Origin of the sequence: Alkalibacter mobilis, from assembly GCF_015594845.1 — a bacterium.
GTDB classification, from domain to species: Bacteria; Bacillota; Clostridia; order Eubacteriales; family Alkalibacteraceae; genus Alkalibacter; species Alkalibacter mobilis.
This window is the reverse complement of the sequence record NZ_JADNRK010000001.1, coordinates 100,088-115,858: the sequence shown is the minus strand read 5'-3', so window position 1 is coordinate 115,858 and position 15,771 is coordinate 100,088. Positions and strand designations below refer to the sequence as shown.

The 15,771-nt window shown below is 39.7% G+C and carries 16 protein-coding genes; 12 read left to right on the top strand and 4 right to left on the bottom strand.

Going from position 1 to position 15,771, the window contains the following annotated elements; all coding sequences use genetic code 11:
• Nucleotides 1-111 precede the first annotated feature (111 nt).
• Nucleotides 112-1,035: a LysR family transcriptional regulator gene (locus IWB18_RS00545; protein ID WP_195681628.1), complete on the top strand. Its 924-nt coding sequence runs from the start codon at nt 112-114 to the stop codon at nt 1,033-1,035.
• Between the two features lie 47 nt (nt 1,036-1,082).
• Here the strand turns inward: IWB18_RS00545 and IWB18_RS00540 are convergent, their stop codons facing one another.
• The 4 genes from IWB18_RS00540 to IWB18_RS00525 form a co-directional block, all read right to left on the bottom strand.
• On the bottom strand, nt 1,083-1,307 hold the full coding sequence (locus IWB18_RS00540) for a DUF2798 domain-containing protein (protein WP_195681627.1): 225 nt from the start codon (nt 1,305-1,307) through the stop codon (nt 1,083-1,085).
• Between the two features lie 61 nt (nt 1,308-1,368).
• Nucleotides 1,369-2,301 carry a flavodoxin family protein gene (locus IWB18_RS00535; RefSeq protein ID WP_195681626.1) on the bottom strand — a complete coding sequence of 311 codons (933 nt, stop codon included), beginning with the start codon at nt 2,299-2,301 and terminating at the stop codon, nt 1,369-1,371.
• Nucleotides 2,302-2,319: 18 nt separating this feature from the next.
• Nucleotides 2,320-3,156 carry an acetyl-CoA hydrolase gene (locus tag IWB18_RS00530; protein WP_195681625.1) on the bottom strand — a complete coding sequence of 279 codons (837 nt, stop codon included), beginning with the start codon at nt 3,154-3,156 and terminating at the stop codon, nt 2,320-2,322.
• A 253-nt stretch (nt 3,157-3,409) separates the two neighbouring features.
• Nucleotides 3,410-4,306: a LysR family transcriptional regulator gene (locus IWB18_RS00525; protein ID WP_195681624.1), complete on the bottom strand. Its 897-nt coding sequence runs from the start codon at nt 4,304-4,306 to the stop codon at nt 3,410-3,412.
• Nucleotides 4,307-4,492: 186 nt separating this feature from the next.
• On the opposite strand from IWB18_RS00525, the gene IWB18_RS00520 reads away from it, so the two are divergent.
• The 11 genes from IWB18_RS00520 to IWB18_RS00470 all read left to right on the top strand — a co-directional run bounded on the left by IWB18_RS00520 (nt 4,493) and on the right by IWB18_RS00470 (nt 15,770).
• The gene (locus tag IWB18_RS00520; RefSeq protein WP_195681623.1) at nt 4,493-5,113 is read left to right on the top strand and encodes a hypothetical protein; all 621 of its coding nucleotides are present in this window, start codon (nt 4,493-4,495) and stop codon (nt 5,111-5,113) included.
• Between the two features lie 68 nt (nt 5,114-5,181).
• Nucleotides 5,182-7,035 (top strand): sigma 54-interacting transcriptional regulator, encoded by a 1,854-nt coding sequence (locus IWB18_RS00515; RefSeq protein WP_195681622.1) that lies wholly within the window; start codon nt 5,182-5,184, stop codon nt 7,033-7,035.
• Nucleotides 7,036-7,185: 150 nt separating this feature from the next.
• The gene (locus IWB18_RS00510) at nt 7,186-8,097 is read left to right on the top strand and encodes a bifunctional enoyl-CoA hydratase/phosphate acetyltransferase (RefSeq protein ID WP_195681621.1); all 912 of its coding nucleotides are present in this window, start codon (nt 7,186-7,188) and stop codon (nt 8,095-8,097) included.
• 12 nt (nt 8,098-8,109) lie between these two features.
• Nucleotides 8,110-9,891: an indolepyruvate ferredoxin oxidoreductase subunit alpha gene (gene iorA / locus IWB18_RS00505; protein WP_195681620.1), complete on the top strand. Its 1,782-nt coding sequence runs from the start codon at nt 8,110-8,112 to the stop codon at nt 9,889-9,891.
• The gene (locus IWB18_RS00500; RefSeq protein WP_195681619.1) at nt 9,892-10,464 is read left to right on the top strand and encodes an indolepyruvate oxidoreductase subunit beta; all 573 of its coding nucleotides are present in this window, start codon (nt 9,892-9,894) and stop codon (nt 10,462-10,464) included.
• Nucleotides 10,461-11,150 carry a hypothetical protein gene (locus tag IWB18_RS00495; protein WP_225877715.1) on the top strand — a complete coding sequence of 230 codons (690 nt, stop codon included), beginning with the start codon at nt 10,461-10,463 and terminating at the stop codon, nt 11,148-11,150. The genes IWB18_RS00500 and IWB18_RS00495 overlap by 4 nt, the downstream gene beginning before the upstream one ends.
• Before the next feature lie 22 nt (nt 11,151-11,172).
• The gene (gene buk, locus IWB18_RS00490; RefSeq protein WP_195681618.1) at nt 11,173-12,234 is read left to right on the top strand and encodes a butyrate kinase; all 1,062 of its coding nucleotides are present in this window, start codon (nt 11,173-11,175) and stop codon (nt 12,232-12,234) included.
• Nucleotides 12,235-12,304: 70 nt separating this feature from the next.
• Complete coding sequence (locus tag IWB18_RS00485) at nt 12,305-13,840, top strand: sigma-54 interaction domain-containing protein (protein WP_225877714.1); 1,536 nt, start codon at nt 12,305-12,307, stop codon at nt 13,838-13,840.
• A 262-nt stretch (nt 13,841-14,102) separates the two neighbouring features.
• Nucleotides 14,103-14,756 carry an acetate CoA-transferase subunit alpha gene (gene atoD / locus IWB18_RS00480; RefSeq protein WP_195681617.1) on the top strand — a complete coding sequence of 218 codons (654 nt, stop codon included), beginning with the start codon at nt 14,103-14,105 and terminating at the stop codon, nt 14,754-14,756.
• A gap of 5 nt (nt 14,757-14,761) precedes the next feature.
• The gene (locus tag IWB18_RS00475) at nt 14,762-15,412 is read left to right on the top strand and encodes a 3-oxoacid CoA-transferase subunit B (RefSeq protein WP_195681720.1); all 651 of its coding nucleotides are present in this window, start codon (nt 14,762-14,764) and stop codon (nt 15,410-15,412) included.
• 19 nt (nt 15,413-15,431) lie between these two features.
• The gene (locus IWB18_RS00470; protein WP_195681616.1) at nt 15,432-15,770 is read left to right on the top strand and encodes a cupin domain-containing protein; all 339 of its coding nucleotides are present in this window, start codon (nt 15,432-15,434) and stop codon (nt 15,768-15,770) included.
• Nucleotide 15,771: the final 1 nt, after the last annotated feature.

Here is a 15,771-nt window from a genome sequence, read left to right as displayed (position 1 = left end):
CTGCTGAGTTTTATTGGTTAAAAATCTAGAAGTGGGTACTATTTGACAACATAAAGTTATTTAAATAAAATGAACACTAAATCGGGATGATGTTATGAGAGGATGAGCAGGATGACATTTGTTCAAATCAGATATTTTTTAGAGGTTGCCAGACATTTAAATTTTACTGAAGCTGCACGTACCATGAATATTTCGCAACAAGTTGTCAGCAAACAGATATATAATTTGGAAAAGGATATTGGCATCAGGCTTTTTGACAGATCTACCAAGCGAGTGGAATTGACAGAGGCCGGCAAAAGCTTGTTCGATTCATGGCAGGAAATGATGGATTTGTACGATCAATCATTGAACGCAGCTTTGAAGTTGCACAACAAAGATTTACGAAAAGTGAAGATAGGCGTAGCTGAGATCATGAGTGTGATCGATCTGTTGTCATTCAGATTGGAAAAATTTCTTCAGGACAATTCTGATATTGACCCGGAGTACAGGGTTTATTCATTCAAAAGATTGGTAGAGATGTTGGAAAAAGACGAGTTGGACATTGTGGTCAGCCTGCTCACCGAATTTGAGGAAAAACTGGACGATTATTTGGTATATACTTTGTTGGATTTAAACCTGGGTATATTTTTATCCAAGAAACATCCTTTGAGCAACAGAGGTGCTTTGGAAGTTAAAGATATTTCTAATGAGACCCTGTATGTTTTCTCCAAAAATTATTCCAGCGATGCCAAGGATAAAATAATTTCCCACTGTAGAAAAGAAGGCTTCGAACCCAAGGATGTCATTCAGTTTGACAATGTCCACAGTATGGAATTGGCACTTAATACGGGAAAGGGTGTAACGATATCCTACAGCGCTTTTTTTAGAAATGAAAACAATCTTTTGAAGTTTTATCCTGTCAATCAGAAAATTGGTCTTCGTGCACAAAAGGTCGTAGTGGCAATGAAAAAGAAATGCTCGAAATCAGCTCTGGAGTTGGTAGAATTTCTCACTGACAGAGCTTTGCCAATAAATAAAGAAAGCCATCGATTATGATGACTTTCTTTATTTGAGTAGAAAATATTTTCAGACCGGGAATAATATCAGTTTTTTGAAGTGAAAAGTTTCATTGATAATTTTTGTATAGGCGGAACAATTATAAAAGAAAGTGGAAGTGCTACTAAAAAACCTGTCAATGTTGACCCCATCCACATTTGCATAAATCCTGGAACCATTCCCACGTTGATATAAAGCATGGCAAAACCCATGGCAACGCTGAAAGATAGTGCAATTAAAAAATTCATAAAAATAACTTGTTTTAAATTCATGTATAAACCCCCAAAGTATTTAATTGAAACGATTCATTTCCGGCCTGAAAACTATTGTTGATCAATTTGGTTTGCTTGGACTGATGAAACTTTTATACTTTTCTATCATTGTTTTGTACTCGTCAGATTTTTTTAACTGCATGTTCTTTCCTTCGTTTTCCTTGATATCGTCCACATGTTTGAACTTCCCGCTGAGTGTGTCATGGGCAAGTTGAAGTTGAACCTCAGGAAAGACAAAAGCCACTTTTCCATCAACGATTTCCAGTTTCCCTTCAATTCCACAGGTACAGCAAATCGCATCGGTAGATCCTTCCTCCAAATAGAAATTTTGGTTGTGGCAATGTGGACAAATGCCCTTGTTTCCTTTGTATTGAGCACTTTCAATATCTTTTGCCGCTTCAAATAAATTTTTGCCGATTTGATTTACTCTGCTTACCTTTTCCTCATCCAAAACGATTGTTTTGGACCATTTGAAAACCTCGTTGTCAATAATTTTCCACATTGGCGAAAGGGCATGCATGGTATGGTCGCATGCGATCCTCGTTGCCCAATCTGATCCGCCGATTCCTATGTAGGAAATAACCTTGTCCTTGAGAATTCTGGGATCGGGCATTTTTCCTCCGCCATTTTCTGCAATTTTAGTGGCAATGATGTTCATGCCTCTGTCCATTCTGGGACCAAATCGGTCTCTCAATGTTTGAAAGATGCCAGGTGCGCCTTTTACAAATATAGGTGATGAGATAATGATTCCATCTGCATCCAGCATCTTGTCAAGGAGCCATTCAAAATCGTCTTTTAAAACGCATCGATTGCCTTTGCCTGTAACAAGTGAAATGGAGCAGGTAACGCACCCTGTACAATATTTTAGATCCAGATCCAACAATCTTACAAATTCTACATCTGCACCCATTTCTTTTGCTGCCATCAAAGCTTCTTTACACATTGAATCATTGCTGCCGTCCTTCATTCCTCCGGAAATGCCTAATATTTTCATTTTTTTCCCTCCTGATTTTTATCTCATTGTTATCCAACCACGATGTTGGGTCAAATTATCGCTGTAGGCGATATCTGTTAAAAATATGCTTTGAATTTCGAAACCGGATTCTAAATAAGGGAATGATTCTTGCGAGGCCCAATCGGGTTTCTTAATATCTTTTGTATTTTCAACTGCGCATTTATGCCAGCTTGACGGACCGTCAAACCACATCTCCATTACCCTGTAATACGGGCAATTGTTGACTTCTTTCATGATCTTGCTGGTAAGTATTCTGGTTACTTCCGGCATTTCTTTGAATTTTGGAATAACTTCTTCGAAAAGCCACTTGTCACCCTCTTCCACTAAAACTCCTTCAGGATATCTGATTGTACATTGCCAACGGTAATTTGGTCCGTCTTCGACAGTTCTGTTGGAACCTTTGAAATCTTCCTCCCACCAGACTGGAACAAAAGCGAACATGAATGGAGGTAAACCGTTATTTCCACCGCTGGATCTTGCGGAATCACCATCCAATTGTTCATCGTTTACATTGTCGTCGGGAATATTGCCCTGCCACTTCAAAACATCCATGGGGAAATACTCCGTTAATGTTTTTACCTTCGTGTCGGGAGTAAACGGATTTAACAACCAGTAATGCTCGGTCAGTTGCATTTTAACAGTTCCGAATCTCTCGCCATCTTGGGGGACGGGAAGTGCCTGGTAGAAAGCATACTTTGAAACATACGGATCAAATTGCGATATGCTGTCTTGAACGTGGTATCTGTGGAGCCAATGCAAAAGCTTGTGGCGGTAATCTTCTTTTGCAAGATTTACATAAATAAGACTCCTCATTGGTTTGAATTCTGCAGCCATGTTGAATCCTCCTTAAATAATTTGACTTAAAATTAACATTTCGTTTGAAATTAATATATACAGTTTAATTTATAAAGTCTAACACTTAATTTGTCATATTTAACAACTTTATAGTTGTGAATTAGAGTGTTCGATATTATCATTTCTCATAATAAACGCTGTTTTTAAGCAAAAAAACAGTTAAAGCCATAACCGGCAGGTGATGGCTTTAATAAAAGAGTTTTTTGTATATTTTGATTTTGAACAAAGTGGATCAAGATTTGGGAAACTTTTGACTTAACAAACGAGTTATTTCCTGAACAAAAATTTTGATTGCCGGATTAAGATTGTTTTTTTTCCATGCGGCTTTGATGGAGTGCTTATGGCGGGTCTCCATATGCCTCAATCTAGGATTGTCCACTATCCTGTTCCACTCGTCAAAAATTGCCACTCCCAGATTATTCTCCACATTAAGTATCATTGAATCAATATTGGGAACTACCTCGATTTTTGGTGTGAAACCGTAATATGAACAGATTTCTTTTACAATTGATTCCGGATCGTCATTTAAGGATGAAGATGGGACGAAGAAAGTTTCATCTTTGAAATCCAAGATGGTTGGAGTGCCGTTATTTGCAAAATCATGATCGGCAGAGTAAGTCAGAAGGCCGACTATTTCGGCAATACTCAATGTCTCAACGTTTTTGACGGAATGTAGAGCTTGAGAAATCGTCAGGACAAGATCGGTTTTTCCCTCGTTCAATAATTGGATCATTTCCTTGAATCCGTGGCAGTTGACATTTATTTTAATATTTGGGTTATTGTTTTTAAACGACTTTAAAAGGACCGGCAAAATTCCGGACATGTCCCAGCCTTCAAGGAAAGTTACTGTTAAATTATATTGTGGTGCATTTTCCAAAGTTTTGACCTTGTTCATGGTAGTTTTAAAATCAGTTTTCATTCGAACAAAACATTCATACAACATCCGGCCAGACTCAGTCAATGTGATATTTCTTGATTCCCGGTTAAAAAGGATCAGGTCCAATTCCTTTTCCAATGAGGAGATCTGTTTGCTGATTGCAGGTTGAGAAACAAATAATTTTTCAGCGGCTTTTGTGAAACTTAGACAATCAGCTACTTCCAAAAAGATATCTATTTGCAGATTATTCATATTAGCTCCTTCATTCAATTATTAAATTCAAGATATCAAAAATATTAAGAAAGTACAACTGCTTTATCCATAAATATAACTATTTGGTTATGAAAGACATGCAGTAATGGAATTGTACATTTATTTGGGTTTTGAATTAGAATGAATACAAGAGCTAATTAAAATGTAATTTTAGGAGGATTTTTTATGAAAGTAAATTTAATACAAGACGATATGGGGACACATATTGATTGGCAACACGAGAGTGTGACCCCAAAAATGATCGACTGGTTTTGGAGCAATATGGAGAAGGCCATGCTTTTATGGCATCCTGCACAACATGAACCTCTGGAATGGGAAATTCCGCCGGTACATGGAAATCCTGTGGGATCCATACACATCGCTCCTCAGACATGGAATGACGGTACAAGACAAAATCTTTATATTCGATTCGAGGATTTAAAGGATGTCCCGGCTGAAGTCAAAAAATACATTGTTTACGAACACTGTGTAGTAGTAGCGGGTTTGGGACTGGGTAATGAATGCCTGAAAAACCCTGACCCTATGGGATACAGGATACATCAGTGGGAAAAAACCGATTATGGTGTTAGAGGGAAGTCATCAGCTATCGGAATGCGAAAAAAGGAAACGAAAGAAGAAGGTTTGATTTGGGCGGATCATTGCATGGAAGAAGTGGGGAATTGGGGTGTATTCCTGCCTGCTTTGTACGACTTGTATAAAGTGGTGAAAAACACCGATTACAATCCATATGCCGATTTAAGTGTAGAAGGACAGGGCGAGGATTTGAGATACAAATACATCAAGTGACACTTAAGACCCGGCAAAGCCGGGTCTATTGATATATAAAGGGAAGAGTCGGATGGGAGGTCGAATCTATGAAAAATATCATTGGGATCATCGCTTCAGGAATAGAGATGAAAAATACCATATGTGAAATGTTTTCCAAAGAAGTCAAAAGTGGAGAAATTTTGATAGATCTGTTGGATGAAGACAGAATAGAATTCCAAGGCAGACTGCTTGAAGAAAAAGGGGCAAAAGTCATTATCGGACGAAGTGGTGGATATGTACATACTTTGGACGTTGTGGATGTTCCCGTTGTTAATTTGGAGATGACGACAGTTGATATTTTAAGGTCTATTAAAAAGGCCAAACTCAGCAAAAAAAGAATAGTTCTATTTTTGTCTGACGTAGATTTTTTTGATCTTGCCGAGTGGACGAACCTGGTGGGGAATGAAACTATCGTAGAAAGATTTGATCATGCCAGAGAGATATGCGAATTGGTAAAAAAGTACAAGAGTAAAAAAGATCAGTTCATAATAGTGGGTGGAGGAATTCCATGCAGTTATGCAGATCAATTTGGAATAGAAAACATATTTATAAATGCAAGCAAGGAATCCATCAGATTGGGTGTAAATTACGCCAACAAACTAATAAAAGACCTTCACGAGCAGAAATACAAGGAAGAAATGCTTAAAAACGTATTGGATGGGGTCAAAGATGGAATAATTTCTATCGACAGGTTTGGTAACGTAGTTACAGCCAATAAAAAAGCTTTGGAAATTTTCGGATCGGGAGAGGAAAACGTAAGCCAAAGCGAATTAAGCAGTCACTTAAAAAATTTAAACCTGAGTGGAGATCGTGAATACAAAGGCAATATTGTCAAACAAAAAAATCATACCCTGGTCTTTAATAAGACTCCAATAGTAGTGGAAGATGACGTCAACGGTTATATTTACACTTTTCAGGATATAACGCAAATACAAAAATTAGAAAAGAAAATCCGTTGGGAGCTCAACAAAAAGGGATTGGGGGCAAAATTCAAGTTTGAGGATATCATAACTGTATCTTCAAATATGAAATGCACAATAGACAAGGCAAAGAAAATATCCAAATACGACGATACGGTAATGATTTATGGTGAAAGCGGTACTGGCAAAGAGATGTTTGCCCAAAGCATCCACAACAGCAGCCCCAGAAAAAATGCCCCATTTGTGGCGGTGAACTGTGCTGCTTTGACAGAATCCCTGTTAGAAAGCGAGCTCTTTGGATATGAGGAAGGGGCTTTTACCGGAGCTAGAAAAGGCGGAAAACCCGGTCTTTTTGAGCTGGCTCACAACGGAACTATTTTTCTTGACGAGATCAACAGCATCAGCTCCAATCTTCAGTCAAAACTTTTGCGAGTAATTGAAGAAAAAGAAATCATGAGAGTGGGGTCTGACTACATCATTCCTTTGGATGTAAGGATAATTAGTGCTTCAAACGAATCGCTTAAAGAAATGGTAAGCGATGAAAGATTTAGAAATGACCTTTTTTACAGACTCAATACACTTGAAATCAAGATCCCGCCTTTACGGGAAAGGAAAAAAGATATCATTCCCCTTTTCAACTTTTATTTGAACGACAACTTGGAAGAAGAGACTGCTGAAAAACTTGATGAAAAGTCGACGAAGATATTAAACGATTGGCACTGGCCGGGAAATGTCAGAGAGCTTAAAAATACGGTGCGCAGATATATGATCTTTGGAGAAATAGACATATCTGAAAACATCGTAAATGATGAGACGATCAAGGATGAAAATCGGGGTTCCATTGACTTAAAAGAGATGAATAAAAATTTGGAAAAAGAGATAATCAATAAATTGATCGACAGCGGATTGAATAAAACGCAGATTGCGGCAAATTTGGGAATAAGCAGGACGGCCTTGTGGAAGAAGATGCAGAATAATTAATCTTGAGTGTTAATAAATCTAAACACCGCGTTAACAAAAGTTAACGCGGTGTTTGTTTTATGGGATAAAACTCCTGAAAAATGGGGGTTTCGAAATTGGCACGGTTCTTGCTACTAATATAGCAAGAAAGATAGCAAAGGGGTTGTTGATTTGAAAAGCTTTGAAGAATTGATAGAAAATATTCAGAAAGAAAAAGAAAAAAAGGTTGTGGCAGTTGTTGCGGCTGAAGACGAGCATGCCATAGAAGCAGTAGTCAAGGCAAAAGAGACCGGAATAGTTGAACCGGTACTTATCGGAGACAGAAACAAGATAATAAGCATTATGGAAAATTTGAAAGTTGAAAATATGGAGATGTACGAAATTATCGACAAAAAAAAACCTATTGAAGCCGCAGAGAAGGCTGTAGAAATAGTTAGAGAGAAGAAGGCAGACTTTCTGATGAAAGGAAAAATACAAACTGCGGATATTTTAAAAGTTGTAGTCGACAAGGAAAAAGGTTTGAGGACGGGCAGAGTAATGTCCCATATGGCGATCCACCAGATGGACTCCTACAAAAAGCTCTTGGCGGTAACAGACGGGGGTATGAATATCAGACCTGATCTGGAAGCAAAAAAACAGATAATAATGAATGCTGTAATAGCTTTCAAAAACATGGGAGTAGATATGCCGAAGGTTGCCTTGGTCTGTGCAGTTGAATCCATGAATCCAAAAATGGATGAAACAGTAGACGCAGTGAAACTAATGGATATGTATAAGAATGGTGAGATAACCGACTGTATCCTTGAAGGACCAATATCATACGATTTGGTAATGAGCAGGAAGTCTTCAGAAATAAAGGGATATTCTAGCGAAGTGGTGGGTGATGCTGACATACTTGTAGTTCCCGATATTGCAAGTGGGAATATTTTGGGCAAAGCTCTGGTCTATTCGGCAGGAGCCAAGATGGCCGGGTTTATCCTTGGAGCAAAAGTTCCCATAGTCCTGACTTCCAGGGGATCAACTTCAGAAGAAAAGTATTTATCGCTTGTAATTTCCGCAGCGGCGGCAATAAAACAAAATTAAGGAGGAAATAAAATGAAAAAACTTATGACAGGAAATGAGGCTATTGCCAGAGGTGCATATGAAGCCGGAGTTAAATTTGCTTCAGCTTATGCAGGCACGCCCAGTACTGAGATCCTTGAGAATATAGCTCTATACAAGGAAATCAAGGCTGAGTGGGCACCAAATGAAAAAGTGGCGCTGGAAAGTGTGTGTGGAGCATCCATTGCAGGCGCAAGAAGTCTTGCAGCCATGAAGCATGTTGGAGTAAATGTAGCAGCCGATGCGTTGTTTACATACAGTTACCAAGGAGTTACAGGAGGAACGGTTTTGATAACTGCTGATGAACCTGGGCAACACTCTTCTCAAAACGAGCAGGACAACAGAAACTATGGTCCTTTCGCAAAAATACCCGTTTTGGAACCGTCCAACAGCCAGGAGTGTTTGGACATGGTAAAGACGGCTTTTGAAATAAGTGAAAAGTACGACACAATAGTTCTAATAAGGATGACAACAAGAGTGTGCCACTCAAAAAGCATAGTGGAATGTAGCGACAGATTGGATATTCCATTGAAAAAGTATGAAAAAAACGGACCCAAATATTTGACTTTGCCCAGCTTTTCCAGAAAAAACAGGGTGAAAGTGGAGGAACGATTAAACAGGCTGGAAGATTTCTCCAATGAAACTGAGCTCAACCGTATAGAAGACAACAAATCAAATATTGGAGTTATAGCTTCAGGTGGCGCATACCACTATGGTAAAGAGGTTTTCGGAGATGAAGCATCATATCTCAAGATTGGATTCAGCTTTCCTTACCCGGACAAATTAATTAAAAATTTCTCGGAAAAAGTCGAAAAGATATACGTTATCGAGGAAAATGATCCAATTATGGAAAATACGGTTAAAAAACTGGGGATCGAATGCCATGGTAAAGATATATTCCCTTCATATGGGGAATTGACACCGGATGTTTTGAGAAAAGCCTTGTATGGGAAAGCCGCAGATACCATCGATTACAACAAGGATCTGGTTGTAGGAAGACCGCCTACATTATGTGCAGGTTGCCCTCATAGAGGTTTCTTCTACGAAATAGCCAAGAGAAAAGATGTGGCGATCTCGGGTGATATAGGATGTTACGCTCTTGGAGCTTCAGAACCTTACAATGCCATGGACTTCAATCTATGCATGGGTGGTGCCTTCAGCACGGCACATGGGGCACAACAGGTATTTGATATGAACGTTGATGAAAACAAAAGAGTTGTCGGAGTTTTGGGAGATTCTACATTTTTCCATACAGGTATCAACGGTCTATTTAATGTCGTCTACAACAAGAGCAAGGCAATCAGCGTTATCCTTGACAACAGAATTACGGGGATGACCGGACATCAGGAAAATCCGGGTTCCGGTTATACGCTTCAGGGAGATCCCACTGAAATGATAGACATCGAAAGTTTGGTTCGGGCCTGCGGAGTTAAAAATATAAGAGTTGTAGATCCGAATAATTTGGCAGACATGAAGGAAACCTTGGACTGGGCAGTCGGCTTGGATGAGGCTTCGGTAATAATAACAAGATGGCCATGTGCACTCAAAAAATTCTCCAAGGAAGACAAGGAAGAGTTTGGAGATCTATTTACTTCAAAGTACAAAATCGATTTTGAAAAGTGTATAGGATGCAAAAAATGCATAAAAACTGGATGTCCGGCGATATCTTTTGACAAAGCTTCAAAGAAATCTTTCATTGACATACTTCAATGTGTTGGATGTGGAGTATGCAGCCAGGTATGTCCTGTAGAAGCAATAGAAAGGGTGGAAATGTAAATGGAGACTAAGAGCATATTATTGGTTGGCGTTGGCGGACAAGGTACTATCCTTGCAAGCAAGCTGCTTACCACAGGATTGATGGAAGCTGGTTATGATGTAAAAATGAGCGAAATTCACGGAATGAGCCAAAGGGGTGGTTCCGTATCATCTCAAGTAAGGTATGGAAAACAGGTGCAATCTCCTGTTATCGAACTTGGGGGAGCAGATATATTGGTGTCCTTCGAAAAAATGGAAGCTCTGAGGTGGCTTGAGTATTTGAAGCCCCAAGGGAAAGTAGTGGTAAATGACTTCAAGATTTTGCCGATGCCGGCGCTTTCGGGGAAAGAGGAATATTCTGAAAAGATTTTAGAGGAATTAAGTTCAAAAGTCGAAACAAAAATAATCGATGCCGGAAAAGAAGCCTTAAAACTTGGAAACGCTAAAGTTATGAATGTTATTTTGCTGGGTTCGACCATAAAGATGATGGAGTTGACTGATATAGACTGGAACAAAATTATTGAAGATAATGTAAAACCAGGTTTTGTAGACATCAACAAAACAGCATTGGAAGCGGGGATGAAACTCGTATGATCAGATATGACACGATAGGAAACAATTTCGCAAAGAAAATTGATTTTGGAACCATTGTCTGGGCAGGGGGATTATTGGCGTGTATTTCCGTACTGGTGATACCGGAAACCAAGGAAATCTTCTTGAAATTCAGTGAATCAAGACCATATATTTCTGGATTTGTAAAATTTATGATCTTAGCCACCATGGGAGACTTGGCCGGAGAACGGATACTCAAGGGTGAATGGGCTTTAAGCCCTGCCACTTTTGTTAAAGCCATTGTATGGGGACTTCTGGGTATGGCAATAGTGTTGGTTTTCAGCATTTTCAACAATGGTGTGATCCTCACTCAGCAGGCCGGTAAACTTCCCGGGGAGGGAATGGCGGTTATGGCTGCTTTTTTCACCAGTTTGATAATGAATGTCACTTTTGCGCCTGCCATGTTTTTATTTCACAAGTATTCGGATGCAATAATCGACTTGGCATACGAACAAGGTATCGGGGCAATCAGTTTTATAAGTGCATCTGAAAGGATAGATTTCAAAGGAATGGTGGAGTTTTCCATATTGAAAGTTGTTCCATTTTTCTGGATACCGTGTCATACGGCGGTTTTTCTTCTTCCGGGACAGTACAGGGTCATAGCGAGTGCTTTTTTATCGATAGCATTGGGACTTTTCATAGCACTCAACAAGAAAAAAGAAGCATAAGTTCATGAGAGGATGAAAAAAGATGAAAATTTTAGTGATAAATCCGGGTTCCACATCGACCAAAATCGCTGTGTATCAAGATGAGGATTGTATATTGTCGAAAAATATAGAGTACGCTTCGGAGGAGATAAACAAATACCCCAGTACCATGATGCAGCTCCAAATGCGAAAGGACAGCATTATTCAAACCTTGAATGTGGAAGGTCATGAATTGGGATCTTTTAAAGCCATAGTAGGCAGGGGTGGAATGCTGCCGAAGGTGAAATCAGGAGCTTACCTTGTCAATGAAACCATGATACGCAGGCTAAAAGAAAATCCCATGTATGAACATGCTTCAAATCTGGGAGCGGTAATAGCAGGTGAAATTGCAGAACTCATAAACGTAGATGCTTATATATACGATTCTGTAAGAGTTGATGAAATGAATGAAGTTGCCAGAATTTCAGGTATGCCTGATATAGAGAGGACCAGCACATGTCATGCATTGAATTCAAGAGCAATGGCGATCAAGACGGCAAAAAAGGTTGAAAATCGGTATGGAGAGTTAAACTTCATCGTTGCTCACCTGGGAGGAGGAATATCCATATCTGTACACGAAAAGGGTCACATAGTAGATATCATTGCTGATGATGAGGGTCCTTTCTCCCCCGAGAGGTGCGGCAAGCTGCCTTGTAAAAATCTTATAGATCTTTGCTATTCGGGTCAGTTCGATGAAAAAACCATGCACAAAAAACTGAGGGGTCAGGGAGGTCTTGTGGCCTACCTGGGAACTAACGATGCCAGAGAAGTAGAAAAAATGATAGCCGCGGGTAACGAATATGCAAAAATCATCTATGAAGCCATGGCTTATCAGATAGCTAAAGGGATTGGAGAACTTTCCACAGTAGTAAAAGGCAAGGTGGACTACATTATAATAACCGGAGGCATAGCTTATTCAGATATGTTGACGACCTGGATAAAAGAAAGGGTGGAGTTCATCGCCCCGGTCGAAATAATCCCCGGCGAATATGAGATGGAAGCTCTTGCTTTTGGAACTCTCAGAGTGCTTAGAAATGAAGAAACGGCGAGAGAATACACTGAATAAAAGCTTTTTTACCTTTCGCGACTATGATGTTATATAATATTTTTAATAAATATTGTATGGAGTGATATGAATGGTTGGATCGTACTCGGTCAATTTGAACAATGAAACGAAAGAAAAGTTGATTGAAATGGCTCAAAATAAAAATATTTCCCTGGACTCCGTGATTGAAGATGTTCTGCAGGAGAATTTCCGATTAGTTACCGAATTGGAAAAAGTCCGTCAATCTCTTTCAAAGTACAAACAGAGGGAATTAGATTCATTTACCATCGGAAATGCGGTGTCCGATGGTATCTGTGTTGTTGACAAGGATGGCCTCGTTATTGCTATAAATAAAGGATATACAAAGATAACGGGATTGAAGGACACGGAGATCGTAGGAAAGCACATCCAGGATCTTGTGGTAAAAAAATATTTTAATAATGCTGTTTCTTTGATGGTGATAGAGCAGAAGAAGAAGGTTTCTGCTCTATCAACTATATTGACCAACAATAAAAAAGTTTTGATTACGGGAAATCCGTTTTTTGACGAAAAAGGCAATGTCACTCAGGTGCTTACAGTAATGAGGGATATGACAGAGTTATTGCAGCTGAAAAACAGGTTGGAAGAGGCGGAAATAGAAAATAAAATGTACCAGGATCAGCTGGGATTGATCAAAAAAAGAAAAAGCAACTTAATTGGAAACAGCCATGAAATGGAAATGATTAAAAAGCAAATTGAAAGTGTGGCAGTTACTGATGCCACCGTTCTCATAACAGGGGAAACAGGTAGCGGAAAAGAAGTGGTGGCTGAAGAGATAGTGAGATTCAGCAACAGAAACGACAAACCCTATATCAAGGTTAATTGCGCCGCGATACCCGAACCTCTGCTCGAATCAGAATTGTTTGGATACGAGAAAGGAGCTTTTACAGGAGCGGGCAACAAAGACAAATTGGGTCTCTTTGAAATGGCAAACACCGGCACTATCCTGTTGGATGAAATAGGAGAAATGCCAATGGTGCTTCAGTCAAAGCTATTGCGGGTCCTTCAGGAGAGAGAGCTTGTCAGAGTGGGAGGAACACAACCGATAAAATTGGATGTAAGAGTTTTAGCCGCGACAAATCAGGATCTTATGAAGCTCATCGAAACCGGTGTATTTAGAGAAGATCTGTACTACAGACTCAACGTGATTCCCATAAGAATACCACCTGTAAGGGAAAGAAAAGACGATATTACCATTCTGGCATATAAATTTTTGGAAGAATTCAACAACAAATACAGCAAGGAAACCGAATTTGAAAATGGAGCCTTGCAGGTTATTGAAAGTTATGGCTGGCCGGGAAATGTCAGAGAATTGATGAATGTCATCGAGAGATTGATCATCATGGAAACTGGAGACAGGATATCTCCTGAAAGCATAGAAAAAGTTCTTGGAATGAAAAAGACAGATTTTCAATACATTGACACCGCAGAAATTTCTTATAGGCAGGCAATGGATTCTTTTGAGAAAGGTTTGATCGAAAAATCTTTGAAAAAACATGGAAGTACACACAAAGCTGCACTGGAATTGGGGATATCCCAACCTACTGTGGTCAGGAAGGCGAAAGCATTGGGGATTAAAAATTGGTAACTTGTTCACGATGCAAAAATGAATCGATGCGATTTATAAATGAATCGTTATAAAAAGCACTTATGCGGTGCTTTTTTTTATTTTGTCTAAAATTACCGATACAAAAATGAATCGTTCAAGTTTGTGGATAAAATTGTCAAACGAAAATCTATTGCCTGAAACTCTTGAAAACAAAGGGGTTGAATAAAAAATGACGGGTTTTATGCTTTTGGCATGGTACTTGCTTATATACATTGCATAGTAAAAATAAAGGTGGGAAAGTATGAACAAGATTATTACTATCGATCAAGCAATGGAGAAAATTGAAGATGGCATGACAATCATGATCGGCGGATTCATGGGAGTGGGCACACCTGAAATCTTTATTGACGGGATGCTGGAAAAAGGTGTGAAGGATTTGACAGTGATCTGCAACGATACCGGGTTCGTCGACAAAGGACTGGGTCGACTAGTCGTGGCGAAGAGATTAAAGAAAGTGATCGCATCGCATATAGGAACCAACCCTGAAACAGGTAGGCAAATGAATTCAGGAGAACTTGAAGTGGAACTTGTGCCTCAGGGAACTTTGGCTGAGAGAGTAAGGTGCGGCGGGTACGGACTTGGAGGATTTTTAACGGCTACAGGAATAGGCACAGAAGTTGAAAAAGACAAGCAAAAGATAAAAGTCGAAGACAAGGAGTATATTCTAGAACTCCCGTTAAGGGCCGACATCGCTTTGATCAGAGGTTCTGTAGTGGATAAATCCGGCAATGTTTTTTATAACGCGTCTACCAGAAATTTCAACCCTATAATGGCAATGGCGGCAGATTTGGTAATGGTTGGAGCCAAAGAGGTCGTCGAGGTGGGGGAATTGGATCCCAATCATGTTATGACACCGGGTATCCTGGTTGAGTACATCGTAGGAGGTGAAAAGTGATGTCCATGGACGCAAAAGAAATAATCGCAAGAAGAATTGCAAAGGAACTAAAGGATGGGGATATTGTCAACTTGGGAATAGGTCTTCCGACTATGGTGGCAAATTATCTTCCTGAAGGTGTCCGAGTTGTATTGCAGTCGGAAAATGGATTTGTAGGTTTGGGAGGAGCCCCTGATAGTGGAAAGGAAGATCAAGATCTGGTAAATGCAGGTGGCCAGTGTGTAACGATCAATGCCGGTGGAGCGTTCTTTGATAGTGCCATGTCCTTTGGGATCATCAGGGGAGGACATGTGGATGCAACAGTTTTAGGAGCTCTGGAAGTAGACGAAACAGGCAACCTGGCAAATTATATGATCCCGGGCAAAATGGTGCCCGGAATGGGTGGAGCCATGGACCTTGTAAGTGGAGCCAAGCGAGTTATCATAGGTATGATCCACTCTGCAAAAGGGTCGCCCAAAATACTTAAAAGATGCAACCTGCCCTTGACTGCGGCCGGACAGGTAAATCTTATCGTAACTGAAAAGGCTGTAATCGATGTTACTGAAGAAGGTCTCGTGTTGAAAGAGATCGGTCAGGGAGTGTCCTTGGAGGATATCCTAAAAGATACGGAAGCAAATTTGATAATTTCTGAAGAATTAAAAATCATGGAAATTTAATTGAGAGGAGGTGAGCAAAATGAAAAAAGTTGATTTTAAAGATGTTAAACCTTACAATGCTCCGCTGCATTTCGATTGTTCAACACTAAAATTGCACGGGACAGAAGAAACAGGCACTACCAAGTTCTGGATGGGCATATCTCATTTTTTGCCGGGAGGCGGAGCTGAATATGCATATGAAGATTCGGCAACCGAAAAGGTGTATGTGGTTCTTGAAGGAGAGGTGACTGTAAAGTTTAAGGACAGCGAGGTGATCCTTAAAAAGTACGATTCTATTTTTATCGAACCTTTTGAAGGAAGATCCATAATAAATCACACGAACATGCCGGCAACGATGCTGGTGTCGGTAAATTATTAAA

Coding starts and splice junctions, on each gene's coding strand:
- IWB18_RS00545 (WP_195681628.1), top strand. CDS start 112: ATGACATTTGTTCAAATCAGATATTTTTTAGAGGTTGCCAGACATTTA.
- IWB18_RS00520 (WP_195681623.1), top strand. CDS start 4,493: ATGAAAGTAAATTTAATACAAGACGATATGGGGACACATATTGATTGG.
- IWB18_RS00470 (WP_195681616.1), top strand. CDS start 15,432: ATGAAAAAAGTTGATTTTAAAGATGTTAAACCTTACAATGCTCCGCTG.
- IWB18_RS00475 (WP_195681720.1), top strand. CDS start 14,762: ATGGACGCAAAAGAAATAATCGCAAGAAGAATTGCAAAGGAACTAAAG.
- buk (WP_195681618.1), top strand. CDS start 11,173: ATGAAAATTTTAGTGATAAATCCGGGTTCCACATCGACCAAAATCGCT.
- IWB18_RS00485 (WP_225877714.1), top strand. CDS start 12,305: ATGGTTGGATCGTACTCGGTCAATTTGAACAATGAAACGAAAGAAAAG.
- IWB18_RS00525 (WP_195681624.1), bottom strand. CDS start 4,306: ATGAATAATCTGCAAATAGATATCTTTTTGGAAGTAGCTGATTGTCTA.
- IWB18_RS00535 (WP_195681626.1), bottom strand. CDS start 2,301: ATGAAAATATTAGGCATTTCCGGAGGAATGAAGGACGGCAGCAATGAT.
- IWB18_RS00530 (WP_195681625.1), bottom strand. CDS start 3,156: ATGGCTGCAGAATTCAAACCAATGAGGAGTCTTATTTATGTAAATCTT.
- IWB18_RS00515 (WP_195681622.1), top strand. CDS start 5,182: ATGAAAAATATCATTGGGATCATCGCTTCAGGAATAGAGATGAAAAAT.
- atoD (WP_195681617.1), top strand. CDS start 14,103: ATGAACAAGATTATTACTATCGATCAAGCAATGGAGAAAATTGAAGAT.
- IWB18_RS00495 (WP_225877715.1), top strand. CDS start 10,461: ATGATCAGATATGACACGATAGGAAACAATTTCGCAAAGAAAATTGAT.
- IWB18_RS00540 (WP_195681627.1), bottom strand. CDS start 1,307: ATGAATTTAAAACAAGTTATTTTTATGAATTTTTTAATTGCACTATCT.
- iorA (WP_195681620.1), top strand. CDS start 8,110: ATGAAAAAACTTATGACAGGAAATGAGGCTATTGCCAGAGGTGCATAT.
- IWB18_RS00500 (WP_195681619.1), top strand. CDS start 9,892: ATGGAGACTAAGAGCATATTATTGGTTGGCGTTGGCGGACAAGGTACT.